The 15,513-nt window shown below is 64.5% G+C and carries 14 protein-coding genes and 1 pseudogene; 10 read left to right on the forward strand and 5 right to left on the reverse strand.

Annotated features, from left to right (window positions below; all coding sequences use genetic code 11):
• From Q8K09_RS00120 to Q8K09_RS00165, 10 genes and pseudogenes are all read left to right on the forward strand, one after another.
• Positions 1 to 285 (forward strand): formyltransferase family protein (locus Q8K09_RS00120; RefSeq protein ID WP_305252789.1); only part of this gene is annotated, 285 nt, incomplete at its 5' end.
• Between the two features lie 247 nt (positions 286 to 532).
• A complete protein-coding gene (fdhA, locus tag Q8K09_RS00125) occupies positions 533 to 1,732 on the forward strand; it encodes a formaldehyde dehydrogenase, glutathione-independent (RefSeq protein WP_305252791.1) in 1,200 nt (399 codons plus the stop codon).
• 89 nt (positions 1,733 to 1,821) lie between these two features.
• Positions 1,822 to 2,070 (forward strand): annotated as a pseudogene (locus Q8K09_RS00130) (helix-turn-helix domain-containing protein); the annotation flags it as partial.
• Positions 2,071 to 2,299: 229 nt separating this feature from the next.
• Positions 2,300 to 3,277 (forward strand): dipeptidase, encoded by a 978-nt coding sequence (locus tag Q8K09_RS00135; RefSeq protein WP_305252793.1) that lies wholly within the window; start codon positions 2,300 to 2,302, stop codon positions 3,275 to 3,277.
• A 169-nt stretch (positions 3,278 to 3,446) separates the two neighbouring features.
• The gene (locus Q8K09_RS00140; protein WP_305252795.1) at positions 3,447 to 3,977 is read left to right on the forward strand and encodes a 4-vinyl reductase; all 531 of its coding nucleotides are present in this window, start codon (positions 3,447 to 3,449) and stop codon (positions 3,975 to 3,977) included.
• Between the two features lie 114 nt (positions 3,978 to 4,091).
• Positions 4,092 to 6,152, forward strand: coding sequence for a dimethylglycine demethylation protein DgcA (gene dgcA / locus Q8K09_RS00145; protein ID WP_305252797.1), 2,061 nt, complete (start codon positions 4,092 to 4,094; stop codon positions 6,150 to 6,152).
• Between the two features lie 179 nt (positions 6,153 to 6,331).
• Positions 6,332 to 8,308 (forward strand): dimethylglycine demethylation protein DgcB, encoded by a 1,977-nt coding sequence (gene dgcB / locus Q8K09_RS00150; protein WP_305252830.1) that lies wholly within the window; start codon positions 6,332 to 6,334, stop codon positions 8,306 to 8,308.
• A 130-nt stretch (positions 8,309 to 8,438) separates the two neighbouring features.
• The gene (locus tag Q8K09_RS00155) at positions 8,439 to 9,662 is read left to right on the forward strand and encodes an electron transfer flavoprotein subunit alpha/FixB family protein (RefSeq protein WP_305252799.1); all 1,224 of its coding nucleotides are present in this window, start codon (positions 8,439 to 8,441) and stop codon (positions 9,660 to 9,662) included.
• 113 nt (positions 9,663 to 9,775) lie between these two features.
• Positions 9,776 to 10,549, forward strand: coding sequence for an electron transfer flavoprotein subunit beta (locus Q8K09_RS00160; protein ID WP_305252801.1), 774 nt, complete (start codon positions 9,776 to 9,778; stop codon positions 10,547 to 10,549).
• Between the two features lie 29 nt (positions 10,550 to 10,578).
• On the forward strand, positions 10,579 to 10,824 hold the full coding sequence (locus Q8K09_RS00165) for a hypothetical protein (protein WP_305252803.1): 246 nt from the start codon (positions 10,579 to 10,581) through the stop codon (positions 10,822 to 10,824).
• Positions 10,825 to 11,056: 232 nt separating this feature from the next.
• Here Q8K09_RS00165 and Q8K09_RS00170 read toward each other — a convergent pair whose 3' ends face one another.
• Genes Q8K09_RS00170 through Q8K09_RS00190 form a run of 5 tightly spaced genes read right to left on the reverse strand, consistent with a single transcriptional unit; the run spans position 11,057 to position 15,496 of the window.
• The gene (locus Q8K09_RS00170) at positions 11,057 to 11,785 is read right to left on the reverse strand and encodes an adenosylcobinamide-GDP ribazoletransferase (protein WP_305252831.1); all 729 of its coding nucleotides are present in this window, start codon (positions 11,783 to 11,785) and stop codon (positions 11,057 to 11,059) included.
• Positions 11,786 to 11,797: 12 nt separating this feature from the next.
• Positions 11,798 to 12,391, reverse strand: coding sequence for an alpha-ribazole phosphatase family protein (gene cobC / locus Q8K09_RS00175; protein WP_305252805.1), 594 nt, complete (start codon positions 12,389 to 12,391; stop codon positions 11,798 to 11,800).
• The gene (cobT, locus tag Q8K09_RS00180) at positions 12,391 to 13,446 is read right to left on the reverse strand and encodes a nicotinate-nucleotide--dimethylbenzimidazole phosphoribosyltransferase (RefSeq protein ID WP_305252807.1); all 1,056 of its coding nucleotides are present in this window, start codon (positions 13,444 to 13,446) and stop codon (positions 12,391 to 12,393) included. The genes cobC and cobT overlap by 1 nt, the downstream gene beginning before the upstream one ends.
• The gene (gene cobU, locus Q8K09_RS00185; RefSeq protein ID WP_305252809.1) at positions 13,443 to 13,964 is read right to left on the reverse strand and encodes a bifunctional adenosylcobinamide kinase/adenosylcobinamide-phosphate guanylyltransferase; all 522 of its coding nucleotides are present in this window, start codon (positions 13,962 to 13,964) and stop codon (positions 13,443 to 13,445) included. The genes cobT and cobU overlap by 4 nt, the downstream gene beginning before the upstream one ends.
• Before the next feature lie 59 nt (positions 13,965 to 14,023).
• Positions 14,024 to 15,496 (reverse strand): cobyric acid synthase, encoded by a 1,473-nt coding sequence (locus Q8K09_RS00190; RefSeq protein WP_305252833.1) that lies wholly within the window; start codon positions 15,494 to 15,496, stop codon positions 14,024 to 14,026.
• Between the last annotated feature and the right edge of the window lie 17 nt (positions 15,497 to 15,513).

The raw sequence follows: 15,513 nt of genomic DNA on the forward strand, positions 1-15,513 counted from the left end.
CACCACTCGCTGCTGCCCGGTTTCAAGGGCGCCAAGCCCTACCACCAGGCGTACCAGAAAGGCGTCAAGCTGGTTGGCGCCACCGCCCACTACATCAACAACGACCTGGATGAAGGGCCGATCATCGCCCAGGGCGTGGAGTCGGTGGACCACGCCCACTACCCCGAAGACCTGGTCGCCAAAGGTCGCGACATCGAGTGCCAGACCCTGGCCAAGGCCATCGCCTACCACCTCGAGCGGCGGGTGTTCCTCAACGCCAACCGCACCGTGGTATTGCATGCCTAAAACACGTAACCCGTAGCCCGGGTCGAGCGCAGCGACACCCGGGTATCGCTGCGCTCGACCCGGGCTACAGGCATCAGACAGCAGCACTGCTCAGCAACACAGATATTCACGGGTGGACCCGCCGACTGCCAAGCCCTCGGTACCACCCGGCAACAGACGCAGAAACTCCACTACAAGGCCGCGTGGCCGCTGGTCGCGCCTTTGTATCCACAACAGCAATGTTTATAAAAACAAAGGAGAACACCCCATGTCAGGTAATCGTGGCGTCGTCTATCTCGGCGCAGGCAAGGTCGAAGTACAGAAAATCGACTATCCGAAAATGCAGGATCCGCGCGGCAAGAAGATCGAGCATGCCGTGATCTTGCGCGTGGTTTCCACCAACATCTGCGGCTCCGACCAGCACATGGTGCGCGGTCGTACCACCGCCCAAACCGGCCTGGTACTGGGCCATGAAATCACCGGCGAAGTGATCGAGAAGGGTCGCGACGTCGAGAACCTGAAGATCGGCGACCTGGTCTCGGTGCCATTCAACGTCGCTTGCGGCCGCTGCCGCAGCTGCAAGGAACAACACACCGGCGTCTGCCTGTCGGTCAACCCGGCACGTCCCGGCGGTGCCTACGGTTACGTCGACATGGGCGACTGGACTGGCGGCCAGGCTGAATACGCCATGGTGCCCTACGCCGACTTCAACCTGCTCAAACTGCCGGACCGCGACAAGGCGATGGAGAAGATCCTCGACCTGACGTGCCTGTCCGACATTCTGCCGACCGGTTATCACGGTGCAGTCACTGCCGGGGTCGGCCCGGGTAGCACCGTGTACATCGCCGGCGCTGGCCCGGTCGGCCTGGCAGCTGCCGCCTCGGCCCGCCTGCTCGGCGCCGCAGTAGTGATCGTCGGCGACGTCAACCCGGTACGCTTGGCACATGCCAAGGCGGTCGGCTTCGAGATCGCCGACCTGTCCCAAGACACCCCGCTGCACGAACAGATCGCCGCCCTGCTCGGCGAGCCGGAAGTCGATTGCGCGATCGATGCGGTGGGCTTCGAGGCCCGCGGTCACGGCCATGACGGTGTGAAACACGAAGCCCCGGCCACCGTACTCAACTCGTTGATGGGCGTGGTCCGGGTCGCTGGCAAGATCGGTATCCCCGGCCTCTACGTCACCGAAGACCCGGGCGCAGTGGATGCAGCGGCAAAGATCGGCGCCCTGAGCATCCGCTTCGGCCTCGGCTGGGCCAAGTCGCACAGCTTCCACACCGGCCAGACCCCGGTGATGAAGTACAACCGCCAGCTGATGCAGGCGATCATGTGGGATCGGATCAACATCGCCGAGATCGTCGGTGTGCAGGTGATTTCGCTGGATGACGCACCCAAAGGCTATGGCGAGTTCGATGCCGGGGTACCGAAGAAATTCGTCATCGACCCGCACAAAATGTTCAGCGCCGCCTGAAACCAACGCCTAACCTGGACCGCCCCCGCGTGTGGGCGGCACCAGTCTTTCGGGAGCCTTATGGCTCCCTTTTTTATGCGCGTTTAACTGTCGCGGTGACACCGCGCCAACTGGAACGGCTGTTCCGTCAGCACCTCAACGAAACCCCGTCCAACTTCTATCTCGCCCTGCGCCTGGACAAGGCCCGCCAGCTGCTGCGCCAGACCGACATGAGCGTGCTGGAGGTCGGCCTGGCCTGCGGCTTCGAGTCCTCCTCGTATTTCTCACGCTGCTACCGCGCCCGCTTCGCCAGCAGCCCCAGCCGGGACCGTCATGAGCAGCCGGCGGCCACGACCTGACCTGTAGGAGCCAGCTTGCTGGCGATGCTCTTGCGGAACCTATGATCGCCAGCGAGCTGGCTCCTACAGCGGCCATCGCTGCCGACGGCTTATCCGTTCGCGACCTGCCGTTGACGCTTTCGGCAATCCCCCGGTCGCTTTTGCACCCGGTCGCTGCGCCCCCCAGGGATATGCTCATCACAAAGCGCCAACACCGGGATTGGCGACGCCAGCTAAAGGGGACAGCCTGATGAGCCCAGCAGAAGTACACGCCGACAGCATCGTCATCGACGGTCTGATTATCGCCAAGTGGAACCGCGAACTGTTCGAAGACATGCGCAAGGGCGGCCTGACGGCGGCCAACTGCACCGTGTCGGTCTGGGAAGGGTTCCAGGCTACGGTCAACAATATCGTTGCCAGCCAGAAACTGATCCGCGACAACAGCGACCTGGTAATTCCGGTGCGCACTACAGCCGACATCCACGCCGCCAAGGCGCAGGGCAAGACCGGCATTCTCTTCGGCTTCCAGAACGCCCATGCCTTCGAGGACCAACTCGGCTATGTCGAGGTGTTCAAGCAGCTCGGCGTCGGCATCGTGCAGATGTGCTACAACACCCAGAACCTGGTCGGCACCGGCTGCTACGAGCGCGACGGCGGCCTGTCCGGCTTCGGTCGCGAGATCGTCGCCGAGATGAACCGCGTCGGCATCATGTGTGACCTGTCCCACGTCGGCTCGAAGACGTCCGAGGAAGTCATCCTCGAGTCACAGAAGCCGGTGTGCTACTCACACTGCCTGCCTTCCGGGCTCAAAGAACACCCGCGCAACAAGTCCGACGAGGAACTGAAGTTCATCGCCGACCACGGCGGCTTCGTCGGCGTGACCATGTTTGCGCCGTTCCTGGCCAAGGGCATCGACTCGACCATCGACGACTATGCCGAAGCCATCGAGTACGTGATGAATATCGTCGGTGAGGACGCCATCGGCATCGGCACCGACTTCACCCAGGGCCACGGCCAGGATTTCTTTGAAATGCTGACCCACGACAAGGGCTACGCCAGGCGCCTGACCAGCTTCGGCAAGATCGTCAACCCGCTGGGCATCCGCACCGTCGGTGAATTCCCCAACCTGACCGAAACCCTGCTCAAGCGCGGCATGCCTGAGCGCGTGGTGCGCAAGGTGATGGGCGAGAACTGGGTAAGGGTCCTGAAAGACGTCTGGGGCGAATGATGAATACCTCGCCGGCCCTGCGGGCCGGTTGGCGGGTTACGCCTGCGGCTAACCCACCCTACGCAAAGCGCGCCGAGCACCATCCGTAGGATGGGTTGAGCGCAGCGATACCCATCAAGCTGGCCGATGCAGGCCAAGACAGCCAACCGAATTCTGGAGTACCGAACACATGACCACCCACGCCCCCGACATGCCCATCCTGGTCGACGACGAAACCGGCGTCTGGACCACCGACGCCCTGCCGATGCTGTATGTACCGCGGCATTTCTTCGTCAACAATCACATCGGCATCGAGGAAGTGCTGGGCGCCGATGCCTATGCCGAGATCCTCTACAAGGCCGGCTACAAATCCGCCTGGCACTGGTGCGAGAAGGAAGCCGAATGTCACGGCCTGGTCGGCGTCGAGGTGTTCGAGCATTACATGAAGCGCCTGTCGCAGCGCGGCTGGGGCCTGTTCAAGACCCTGGCTATCGATCTTGACTCGGGCACCTGCGAGGTGCGCCTGGACCATTCCGCCTTCGTCTATGTCTATGGCAAGTGCGGCCGTGCGGTGGACTACATGTTCACCGGCTGGTTTGCCGGCGCAATGGACCAGATTCTCGCAGCGCAAGGCAGCCCGCTGCGCACGGTAGCCGAGCAGGTCTATGGCGCCTCGCAGGAAGGCCATGACCACGGCCTGTTCCGCGTCAAATCACTCTAAAAACAAAGGTATGTGGGAGGGGTTTTAGGCGCGAAAGCATCACCGCTAAAGCGGGATGCCGCCCAGCCCCAACCACAGAGAAACGCTACGCCGCTTTTCCGTGAGGGTGCCGCAATGGCTTTCGAAGCAATGTTCCAGCCGATCCAGATCGGTAAACTGACCATCCGTAACCGTATCGTGTCTACCGCGCACGCGGAGGTCATGGCCACCGACGGCGGCATGACCACCGAGCGTTACATCAAATACTACGAAGAAAAGGCCAAGGGCGGCGTCGGCCTGGCCATCTGCGGCGGCTCCTCGGTGGTCTCCATCGACAGCCCGCATGGCTGGTGGAGTTCAGTGAACCTGTCCACCGACCGGATCATCCCGCACTTCCAGAACCTGGCCGATGCCATGCACAAGCATGGCGCCAAGATCATGATCCAGATTACCCACATGGGTCGTCGTTCACGCTGGGACGGTTTCGACTGGCCGACCCTGATGTCGCCGTCCGGTGTCCGCGAACCGGTACACCGCGCCACCTGCAAGACCATCGAACCGGAAGAGATGTGGCGCGTCATCGGTGACTTTGCCAAGGCAGCGGGCCGGGCCAAAGCCGGCGGCCTGGACGGCGTCGAGCTGTCGGCCGTGCACCAGCACATGATCGACCAGTTCTGGTCGCCACGGGTGAACAAGCGTACCGACGAATGGGGCGGCACCTTCGAGGGCCGGATGAAGTTCGGCCTGGAAGTACTGAAAGCCGTGCGCAAGGAAGTCGGCGACGATTTCTGTGTGGGCCTGCGTATCTCCGGCGACGAGTTCCACCCGGACGGCTTGTCCCACGAGGACATGAAGCAGATCGCCAAGTACTACGACGACACCGGCCTGCTCGACTTTATTGGCGTGGTCGGTTCTGGCGCCGATACCCACAACACCCTGGCCAACGTCATCCCCAACATGAGCTATCCGCCAGAGCCGTTCCTGCATCTGGCGGCCGGCATCAAGGAAGTGGTCAAGGTACCGGTGCTGCATGCGCAGAACATCAAGGACCCGAACCAGGCCACGCGCATTCTTGAAGGCGGCTATGTCGACATGGTCGGCATGACACGCGCACATATTGCCGACCCGCACCTGATCGCCAAGATCAAGATGGGCCAGATCGACCAGATCAAGCAATGCGTTGGCGCCAACTACTGCATCGACCGCCAGTATCAGGGCCTCGACGTGCTGTGCATCCAGAACGCCGCGACCTCGCGTGAATACATGGGTCTGCCGCACATCATCGAGAAGACCACTGGGGTGAAGCGCAAAGTGGTGATTGTCGGCGGCGGACCAGCCGGTATGGAAGCCGCGCGGGTGGCCGCAGAGCGCGGCCATGACGTCACGCTGTTTGAAAAGAAAGACAGCCTCGGCGGGCAGATCAGTATCGCCGCCAAGGCACCGCAACGTGATCAGATGGCCGGCATCACCCGCTGGTTCCAACTGGAGATCGCCCGCCTCGGCGTCGATCTGCGCCTGAATACCGGTGCCGATGCCGAGTCAATCATGGCTCTGCGCCCGGACATCGTCGTGCTGGCCAACGGCGGCCATCCATTTATCGAGCAGAACGAACACTGGGGCGCGGCCGAAGGCCTGGTTGTCAGCAGCTGGGACATCCTCGACGGTACCGTGGCACCGGGCAACAACGTGCTGGTGTACGACACAATCTGCGAATTTACTGGCATGTCGGTTGCCGACTTTATCGCCGATAAAGGCGCCAAGGTGGAAATCGTCACCGACGACATCAAGCCGGGCGTGGCCATGGGCGGCACCAGCTTCCCGACTTACTACCGCAGCATGTACCCGAAAGAAGTGATCATGACCGGCGACATGATGCTGGAAAAGGTCTACCGCGAAGGCGACAAACTGGTGGCGGTGCTGGAGAACGAATACACCGGCGCCCAGGAAGAGCGGGTGGTCGATCAGGTGGTGGTGGAGAACGGCGTACGCCCGGACGAAACCCTGTACTACGCACTCAAGGACGGCTCACGCAACAAGGGTCAGGTCGACGTCGAAGCGCTGTTCGCGATCAAGCCGCAGCCATGTTTATCCGAGACTGGCGATGGCTATCTGCTGTTCCGCATCGGTGACTGCGTGGCCCAGCGCAACACCCATGCGGCGATCTATGACGCCCTGCGCCTGTGCAAGGACTTTTAAGGCTGATTTTGTAGGAGCGGCCTTGGCCGCAATCACATTCGTAGGATGGGTCGGGCCACGTAGGTTGAGCCTGGCGATACCCATCAGCGTCATCGAGACCGCATGGGTATCGCTGCGCTCAACCCATCCTACGTTACCGTTCTGCCTTGAATATGCGGTCCCTCCAAGGAGACCAGATGATGTTGAACACCCTACTCCCCATTCTGCTGTTCGCCGCACTCGGCCTCGCCGTGCTCGGCGCCGGCAAGCGCTTCTTCATGTGGCGCCGTGGCCGGCCGGCCAAGGTTGACTGGCTCGGCGGCCTGCTGGCCATGCCGCGGCGTTATATGGTCGATCTGCACCACGTGGTGGCCCGCGACAAATACATCGCCAACACCCACGTCGCCACGGCCGGCGGCTTCGTGCTGGCCGCCGTACTGGCGATCGTTGTGCACGGCTTCGGCCTGCACAACCGCATCCTTGGCTTCGCCCTGCTGGGTGCCACGGCGTTGATGTTTGTCGGTGCGCTGTTTGTTGCTAAACGCCGCCTCAACCCGCCCTCGCGGCTGTCGAAAGGCCCGTGGATGCGCCTGCCGAAAAGCCTGCTGATGTTCGCCGGGAGCTTCTTTATCGCCACCCTGCCGGTTGCCGGGCTATTGCCCGCCGACTTTGGTGGCTGGCTGCTGGCTGGGATTATCGCCATAGGTGTGGCCTGGGGCGTGTCCGAGCTGTTCTTCGGCATGACCTGGGGCGGGCCGATGAAGCACGCCTTCGCAGGCGCCTTGCACCTGGCCTGGCACCGCCGCAGTGAGCGCTTTGACGGCGGTCGCTCGACCGGTCTCAAGGCACTGAATCTGGACGACCCGAAAGCGCCGCTGGGCGTGGAAAAACCCACAGATTTCACCTGGAACCAGCTGCTTGGCTTCGACGCCTGCGTGCAGTGCGGCAAGTGTGAAGCTGCCTGCCCGGCCTTTGCTGCCGGCCAGCCGCTCAACCCGAAGAAGCTGATTCAGGACATGGTGGTTGGCCTGGCGGGTGGCACTGACGCCAAGTTTGCCGGCAGCCCTTACCCATCCCTTGACGGCGGTGGCAAGGCCATCGGCGAACACAGCGGCGGCCCGCACCTGCCAATCGTCAACCTCAATGGCAAAGCGCTGGTCGATGCCGAGACGCTATGGTCGTGCACCACCTGCCGCGCCTGTGTCGAGGAATGCCCGATGATGATCGAGCACGTCGATGCCATCGTCGACATGCGCCGGCACCTGACCCTGGAAAAAGGCGCCACGCCGAACAAGGGCGCCGAGGTGCTGGACAACCTGATCGCCACCGACAACCCGGGCGGCTTCGCGCCGGGCGGGCGGCTGAACTGGGCGGCGGACCTGAATCTGCCGCTGCTCAGCGACAAACAAAGCGTCGACGTGTTGTTCTGGGTCGGCGACGGCGCCTTCGACATGCGCAACCAGCGCACCCTGCGCGCCTTCGTCAAAGTACTCAAGGCCGCCAACGTCGACTTCGCCGTGCTTGGTCTGGAAGAACGCGACAGCGGCGACGTGGCCCGCCGCCTGGGTGACGAAGCGACGTTCCAGCTGCTGGCCAAGCGCAATATCGCCACGCTGGGCAAATACCGTTTCAACACCATCGTGTCCTGCGATCCGCACAGCTTCCACGTGCTGAAGAACGAATACGGCGAACTCGGCGGCCACTATCAGGTGCTGCACCACAGCACCTATATGGAACAGCTGATCAGCGCACAGAAATTAAACCTTGGCCAACACAAAGGTGGCTCGGTCACCTACCACGACCCCTGCTACCTGGGTCGCTACAACGGCGAATATGAAGCGCCACGCGCGGTACTCAAGGCCATCGGCATCGAAGTCAAAGAGATGGAACGCTCGGGCTTCCGTTCGCGTTGCTGCGGCGGTGGCGGCGGCGCGCCGATCACCGACATCCCTGGCAAACAGCGGATTCCCGACATGCGCATGGTCGACATCAAGGAAACCGGCGCCGAGCTGGTGGCCGTTGGTTGCCCGCAATGCACCGCGATGCTCGAAGGCGTGGTCGAACCACGGCCACAGATCAAGGACATCGCCGAACTGGTGGCCGACGTGCTGATCGAGGCGCCGCCCGCAGCAAAAAAGCCCACGCCGGCCAAGCGTGACATGGCGCCGGTGCAGTGATGCAACAGCCCAACCCACATGCAACCCGACTCCCTGTAGGAGCCAGCTTGCTGGCGATAGATGGTTGGATCGCCAGCAAGGGCTGGGCGCCCCCCTGCGCTCCTACCAAGAGCAGCTCTGAGGTACAGCCATGAGCGACATTATCCGCCGTGACCCGCGTGTTGAATGGATCGCGCGCAACCGTCTGCATCCGCTGCACGCAGCCATGCAGACGGCCCAAACCAGCTGGATGGGGCCCAACGGCCTGATCCGCAAGAGCCCGCATGCCGTGGGCTTTATCGGCCCCAACGGGCTCAAACGCATCGATCGCTCCGGCGCCGAACAGGGCGGCAACCAGAAACGCGGAATCACCAGCAGCGTGGTGCAACTGCCACTGCACGTGGTCGAGCAGCCGGCGTTCCATATTGTCGTGGTACCAGACATGGTCGGTGGCCGCCTGAGCAGCCACGACAAGGACCTGCTCGGCCTGGCCAACAAGCTGGCCGGCAACGATGGTGCCGTGGTTGCGGTGGTGTTTGGCGAGCACAAAGAGAGTGCCTTCGACACAGCCGGCGTCGACCGCCTGCTGCACCTCAACAGCGAGCTGTTCGATGGCTATGCCCCCGAACAACGGGTACTGGCCTTGAGCGCAGTGGAAAGCCAACTGGCCCCGCGCCACTGGCTGCTGCCTGACAGTCGCAACGGCGGTGGCGAACTGGGTCGCCGGCTGGCCGCAAAACTTGGCGAGCGCCCAGCCACGCGGGTTTGGCAGGTCGCCGAAGGCCAATGCAGCGGTCGCGCCGGTGCCGGTCGCGAAGACTTGGTACGGCGTGCGCCGCGACTGATTCTGGCCGCCGTCGAGTGCGCCGAACCGGTCAGCGATACACGTCACGAAGTACGCCCACTCGAATTACAAAACCAGATCGCGCGCAACCTGCCGCGCATCGAGGACCTCGGCGCGGTGGCCGTCGATCCGGCCTCGATTCCCATGGCCGAAGCGGAGTTCATCCTCTCCGGCGGCAATGGGGTCAAGGACTGGGCCCTGTTCCACCGAGCCGCCGTTGCCCTCGGCGCCACCGAAGGCGCCTCGCGGGTGGCGGTGGATGACGGTTTCATGGGTCGCGACCGTCAGGTCGGCGCATCCGGCATCTGGGTCACGGCGCGGGTCTACCTGGCCGTCGGCATCTCCGGGGCGATCCAGCACCTGCAAGGCATCGGCGCCTGCGACAAGGTGATCGCGATCAACCTGGATCCCAGCTGCGACATGATCAAACGTGCCGACTTGTCGGTAATCGGCGACTCGGCAGCGATCCTCGCTGCGCTGATCGAGCGCGTCGCGGCTTATCGCCAGGCAGGAGAACGCGATGCGGCGTAAACAGGCGGTGGACGTAAAACTCGTGGGGCGGATGACGCTTCACCCATCCACCGGGAAAGACCGCACATTGATGGTGGAAGAAAAAAGCGTCTTCCACCCTACGGAGTCGCGCCATGACTGATCTCAACATCATTGCCCTGGTCTCGGTCGGCGCCCACCCGACGTCCGGGCGTGCGCGCCGCGCCGAACAGGACGCGCGCGCGGTTGAACTGGGCCTGAACCTGGCCGGCAACAAGCTGCAGATGCTGCACGCCGGCAACCCTGACGAAGAAGCACTGCGCGCTTATCTGGGCATGGGCCTGGACGAGATGGCGGTGCTCGAACAGCCGCCCGGTGCCGACGCCCTGCCAGTACTCGCCGACTATCTGCGCCATGCCGGCGCCCAACTGGTGCTCACCGGCAGCCAGGCGGAAACCGGCGAAGGCTCCGGCATGCTGCCGTTTCTGCTCGCCGAGCAGCTCGGCTGGCCACTGGTGGTTGGCCTGGCCGAGGTGGAGAAGATCGACAATGGCATGGCTCAAGTGCTGCAGGCCTTGCCTCGCGGCCAGCGCCGGCGCCTCAAGGTCCGCCTGCCGTTTATCGCCAGCGTCGACAATGCCGCGCCAATCGCCCGCCAGAGTGCGTTTGGCCCGGCCCGTCGTGGCCAGTTGCACCCTTGCGAAGTAGCCATTATCGACGATAGCCTGCTCAGTGAAGCCCAGTTGCAACCGGCGCGACCGCGACCGAAACGACTCAAGGTGATCAAGGCCAAGACCGGCGCCGAACGCATGAAGGCCGCTACAGCTAAAGCGACCGGCGGCGGTGGTCAGGTGCTCAAGGAGGTCTCGCCGCAGGTTGGCGCCGAGGCCATTTTCAAATTGCTGCTGGATGAAGGTGTGTTGCGCTAGGTGCAGCCCAATAAGTGGAGGAAGCGACAATGATGCATGCCGATTTGATCGACCAGGAAGACTTCCGTGAGCGCCTGGTTGCCCTGGGGTTCCCCATCCCGCCCGGCGCCAGCGCCGAGCAAGCCTGCGAACAGGCAGTGAGCGGCCTCAACCCGGAACGGGCACTGGCCCTGCGCCGGTTGGTCGAACAGCTGCTGGGCGGCAGCGCCTCCTTGCTGCCGACCGTGCGCGAAGCAATTTCACGCACCCTGTTACCGGCGCTGGTGCCCCGCTAACAGGCGGCCAACACGTAGCCCGGATGCAATCCGGGGAAGTCTGGCGCCTGAAAACCGCTCCCGGATTGCATCCGGGCTACAAAAAAATGCTGCTCACTTGGCTTGGCGTGGACAGCATTGCAGCAGGTTGGGCGCAGACCGCATACCTGCTAACGAAGCGGTTGCCGAGCGCCGCGCAACCCAGCGGCCGGGTGCCCCGCTAACCCGGAGCACGCTCGCCGCCACATGCCACTTAAAGCGCCAACCCGACCAGCACCACGCACTCGACCAATTCCTGCAGGGCGCCCGCGGTATCGCCGGTGGTGCCCTGCAGCCGGCGCATCAGCGCACGGCGCACGCCGAACAAGGTGACCCCGGCCAGCAGCAGCGCCCAGAGTCCGGTGGTACCGAACAACAGCAAGCAGCCGACCGCCACCGCCAGCAGCACGGCCTTGGCCGCCGGGTGCGGCAGGTGCGAGGCCAGCAACTGGCCGATTCCGCCTTGGCGCACATAGGGCGTACCGAGAATCAGCGCCAGCACGGCGCTGCGGCCCAGCAGCGGCGCCAGCAACAGTGCCGCCAGCGTCCCGTCCTCAAGCAGGGCCACTAACGCCGCGAACTTGAGCAGCAGCACCAGCAGCAGCGCCACCACCGCCATCGGCCCGCAGCAGGGGTCTTTCATCAATGCCAGGGTGCGCTCGCGGTCACCCATCCCGCCCACCCAGGCATCAGCGCTGTCGGCCAGGCCGTCCAGGTGCAACCCGCCGCTCAGCGCCACCCAGGCGGACAGCAACAATGCCGCCTGGAGCAACGGCGCAGTTCCAGCCAGCAGCTGCTGCAGCAGCCAGAGCAGGCCGCCGAGCAACAGGCCGACCAGCGGATAGTAGAGCAGCGAGCGGCCCTGCTGCTCGGCCGTCGGCATACCCGCCAGCCTGATCGGAATACGGGTGAGAAACTGCAGGGCAATCAACAGCGGTTGCAGGACCGACATCACTCAGTTCTCCCCGGTCAGGCTGCGCTCATGCAGCGCGGACGGCGTGGCGCCGAGGGTCAAGCCGTGCAGCGAGGCATGCGCCACCTCCACCGCCAGCAACTGGCTGCGCGGCAGCCCGCGGGCGCGTGCCAGCAGCAGGCGAATCACTCCGCCGTGACTGACCACCAGCACGCGCCGACCGCCATGGGCCTGGCGCAGACGCTGCAAGGCGGCGTCGATGCGCATCTCGAATTGCTCCAGCGGCTCACCCTGGGGTGGGGTAAAGGCATAGGGATCGGCCCAGAAGCGACCCAGCTCGTCGGCCTGATCGTGCATCAGGTCGGCCGCGCTGCGTCCTTCCCAGGCACCGAAATGCAACTCGCGCAGATCCGCCTCGATATGCAGTGGCAGCTCCAGGTGGGCCGCCAGTTCTTCGGCAAAGGCGGCGCAGCGACGTAACGGCGAACTGACCAGCGCCTGCCAAGGCCCGCCCAGCACCACTGCGGCGCGCATCTGCGCCCAGCCCTCGGCCGTCAACTCGTCGTCCAGGCTGCCGCGCAAGCCACCGCCCAGCTCGGTCACGCCATGACGCAGCAAATCCAGTTGCACGCTCATCAGCATCGCTCCTCGATCTGCGCTTCGGCGAAAGTCGCCATCCCGCTGTGCAGCTCACACGCCAGGCGCACCAGCGGCAATGCTAGCGCGGCGCCACTGCCCTCGCCCAGGCGCAGGCCCAGACCGATCAGCGGCGTGGCCTGCAACACATCGAGCAGCGCGACATGGCCGCTCTCGGCGCTGGCATGGGCGAACAGCAGCCAGGGCCGGCAAGCCGGGTTCAGGCGCACCGCACAGAGCGCGGCGGCGCTGCAAATGAAGCCATCGACCAATGCCGGAATACCCAACTGGGCGCAGGCCAGGTAGCTGCCAGTCAGCGCCGCCAGCTCCAGCCCGCCGACCCGGCGTAGCGCCTCGAAAGGATCGTCCAGGGCCGTGCCATGCAGGGCCAGGCTGCGTTCCAGCACCGCCTGTTTGCGCGCCACACCGGCGCTATCCAGACCGGTGCCGCTGCCGACCAGGCGGGCCGGCGGCAAGCCGCTCAAGGCACAGGCCAGGGCGCTGGCGGCGGTGGTGTTGCCGATGCCCATCTCGCCAGCGAGAAACAGGTCGCAGCCGTGCCGACTGGCCCGCTGCAGCATCGCGCGGCCGGCGTCCAGGGCCGCCTCGCACTGCTCGACCGTCATCGCCGCGGTGCGGCTGAAATTGGCGGTGCCTGGGGCAATTCGCAGGTGACGCACACCCGGCAGGTTGAGACTGAGGTCGACCGTGCCCAGGTCGACCAGCTCCAGCGGCAACCCCTGAACCCTGGCCAATACGTTGATGGCCGCGCCGCCGGCGACAAAGTTATGCAGCATCTGCCCGGTAACGGACTGCGGGAACAGCGAGATATTCTCCTCGACCACGCCATGGTCGCCGGCAAACAGACCCAGGCGGGGCCGGTCGATCCGCGGGCACTCGCGACCTTGCAGGCCGGCCAGGCGAATCGCCAGTTCCTCCAACTGGCCGAGCGCACCCGCCGGTTTGGTCAGCTGCGCCTGACGAGCGCGGGCGGCTGCCTCGCTGGCCGCGTCAGGTTGTCGACAAGGCTCCTGCCACCAGCGGGCATCGTTCATAAGGGTTCTCCCTTCAACAGCATGGGCAGACCCGCCACGGTGAAGATCACGCGCTGGCACTGTTCTGCCAGGGCTTGGTGCAGCCAGCCGGCCTGGTCGACATAACGGCGGCTCAGCTCGCCCAGCGGCACCACGCCGAGACCGGTCTCGTTGCTGACCAGCACGATGCGCCCCGGCAAACCAGGCAGGCACTCCAACAGGGCCGCGCACTCTGCCTCCAGGCGTGCCGGGTCATCGAGCATCAGCAGGTTGCTTAGCCACAGGGTCAGGCAGTCGACCAGCAGGCATTTATCTGCTGCGGCCTGTTCGCGCAGCACGCGCGCCAGTTCGAGCGGCTCTTCCAGCAACCCCCAATGCGCCGGCCGGCGCTGGCGATGCTGCTGAATGCGCGCGCTCATCTCAGCGTCGAGTGCCTCGCTGGTGGCGATATAAGTCACCGCCAGGCCAGAGTCGCCGGCCAGCTTCTCGGCCAGGCGACTCTTGCCGGAACGGGCACCGCCTAATATCAGTTCATGCATTGTTTCTCCCGTAGGGTGCGCCGGGCGCACCATTCGCATGTCTATTGGGTGCGCGCGACCTACGCCAACCCGCACAACGTGCGCAGCCGCTCGGTATCCAGGTGCGCCTCGACCAGATCGGCCAGGCGCTCGATATCGCGTTCGCGCAGGGCGTGGTAATCGACCGTCTGCACATCATCCAGCCCGGCCCAGCGCAGCAATGCGCTGCACGCCGCACTCGCTTCGAACAACCCATGCAGGTAGGTGCCGAGCACCTGACCGTCGGCGCTCAGGGCACCGTCGCAGCGCCCATCGTCCAGGCGTACGGCGACCGTTTCCAGGCCAATACCGTGGCTGACCCCGGCATGGATCTCGTAACCGGATACCGGCGCGTTTTCCAGGCACAAAAGGCCGCTGACGTTACGCAGCTGTTTATCGGGCTCCAGCACTGTGGCGAAATCCAGCAGGCCCAGGCCCAGACTGCTGCCAGCGGCGCCCTCCAGGCCGAGCGGGTCGTGAACCTGCTGACCGAGCATCTGCAGCCCGCCGCAGATACCGAGCAGCTTGCCGCCATAGCGCAGGTGCTTGTCGATGGCCGTATCCCAGCCCTGCTCGCGGAGAAAGGCCAGGTCGGCACGCACGCTTTTCGAGCCGGGCAGAATAATCAGCTCGGCAGGCGGAATCGATTGCCCGGGACCGACGAACACCAACTCGACCTGCGGGTGCAGGCGCAGCGGATCGAAGTCGGTGTGATTGCTGATGCGCGGCAGCACCGGCACCACCACCCTGATGGTGTCGGCGGCCTTGGCGATCTGCCGGGTGTCGATGGCGTCCTCGGCTTCCAGGTGGAAGTCCATCAGGTACGGCAGCACCCCCAGTACCGGCTTGCCGGTGCGCTGCTGCAGCCAATCCAGGCCCGGTTGCAGCAGAGCGATGTCGCCGCGAAAACGGTTGATCACAAAGCCCTGGATACGCGCCTGTTCGCTCTCGGAAAGCAACGCGAGAGTGCCGACCAGGTGCGCGAACACGCCGCCCTTGTCGATGTCGGCAATCAAAATCACCGGGCAATCCACCGCTTCGGCAAAGCCCATGTTGGCAATGTCGCCGGCGCGCAGGTTGATCTCGGCCGGCGAGCCGGCGCCCTCCACCACCACCACCGGGTAAGCCGCACTCAGACGCCGGTGCGACTGCAGCACAGCCTGCATCGCCACCTTTTTGTAATCGTGATACGCCACCGCGTCCATGCTGCTCAAGGCGCGGCCGTGGATGATCACCTGGGCGCCGGTATCGCTATTGGGCTTGAGCAGCACCGGATTCATGTCGGTATGCGGCGCCAAGCCGGCGGCCTGGGCCTGCACCGCCTGGGCGCGACCGATTTCGCCACCGTCCGCCGTCACAGCGCTGTTGAGCGCCATATTCTGCGGCTTGAATGGCACCACGCTGACGCCCTGGCGCTTGAGCCAGCGGCACAGCGCAGTCACCAGAGTGCTCTTGCCCGCATCAGACGTAGTGCCCTGCACCATCAATGTGGCCGGCACTCCGGTGGCCGGCATCCCGGTGGCCGGCACTG

It is taken from the genome of Pseudomonas sp. (assembly GCF_030683065.1).
Classification (GTDB): Bacteria; Pseudomonadota; Gammaproteobacteria; order Pseudomonadales; family Pseudomonadaceae; genus Aquipseudomonas.

Bases quoted from the DNA above. Each gene is read 5' to 3' on its own strand.
- fdhA (WP_305252791.1), top strand. From the start codon at position 533: ATGTCAGGTAATCGTGGCGTCGTCTATCTCGGCGCAGGCAAGGTCGAA.
- Q8K09_RS00135 (WP_305252793.1), top strand. From the start codon at position 2,300: ATGAGCCCAGCAGAAGTACACGCCGACAGCATCGTCATCGACGGTCTG.
- Q8K09_RS00140 (WP_305252795.1), top strand. From the start codon at position 3,447: ATGACCACCCACGCCCCCGACATGCCCATCCTGGTCGACGACGAAACC.
- dgcA (WP_305252797.1), top strand. From the start codon at position 4,092: ATGGCTTTCGAAGCAATGTTCCAGCCGATCCAGATCGGTAAACTGACC.
- dgcB (WP_305252830.1), top strand. From the start codon at position 6,332: ATGTTGAACACCCTACTCCCCATTCTGCTGTTCGCCGCACTCGGCCTC.
- Q8K09_RS00155 (WP_305252799.1), top strand. From the start codon at position 8,439: ATGAGCGACATTATCCGCCGTGACCCGCGTGTTGAATGGATCGCGCGC.
- Q8K09_RS00160 (WP_305252801.1), top strand. From the start codon at position 9,776: ATGACTGATCTCAACATCATTGCCCTGGTCTCGGTCGGCGCCCACCCG.
- Q8K09_RS00165 (WP_305252803.1), top strand. From the start codon at position 10,579: ATGATGCATGCCGATTTGATCGACCAGGAAGACTTCCGTGAGCGCCTG.
- cobC (WP_305252805.1), bottom strand. From the start codon at position 12,391: ATGAGCGTGCAACTGGATTTGCTGCGTCATGGCGTGACCGAGCTGGGC.
- cobT (WP_305252807.1), bottom strand. From the start codon at position 13,446: ATGAACGATGCCCGCTGGTGGCAGGAGCCTTGTCGACAACCTGACGCG.
- cobU (WP_305252809.1), bottom strand. From the start codon at position 13,964: ATGCATGAACTGATATTAGGCGGTGCCCGTTCCGGCAAGAGTCGCCTG.
- Q8K09_RS00190 (WP_305252833.1), bottom strand. From the start codon at position 15,496: ATGCCGGCCACCGGAGTGCCGGCCACATTGATGGTGCAGGGCACTACG.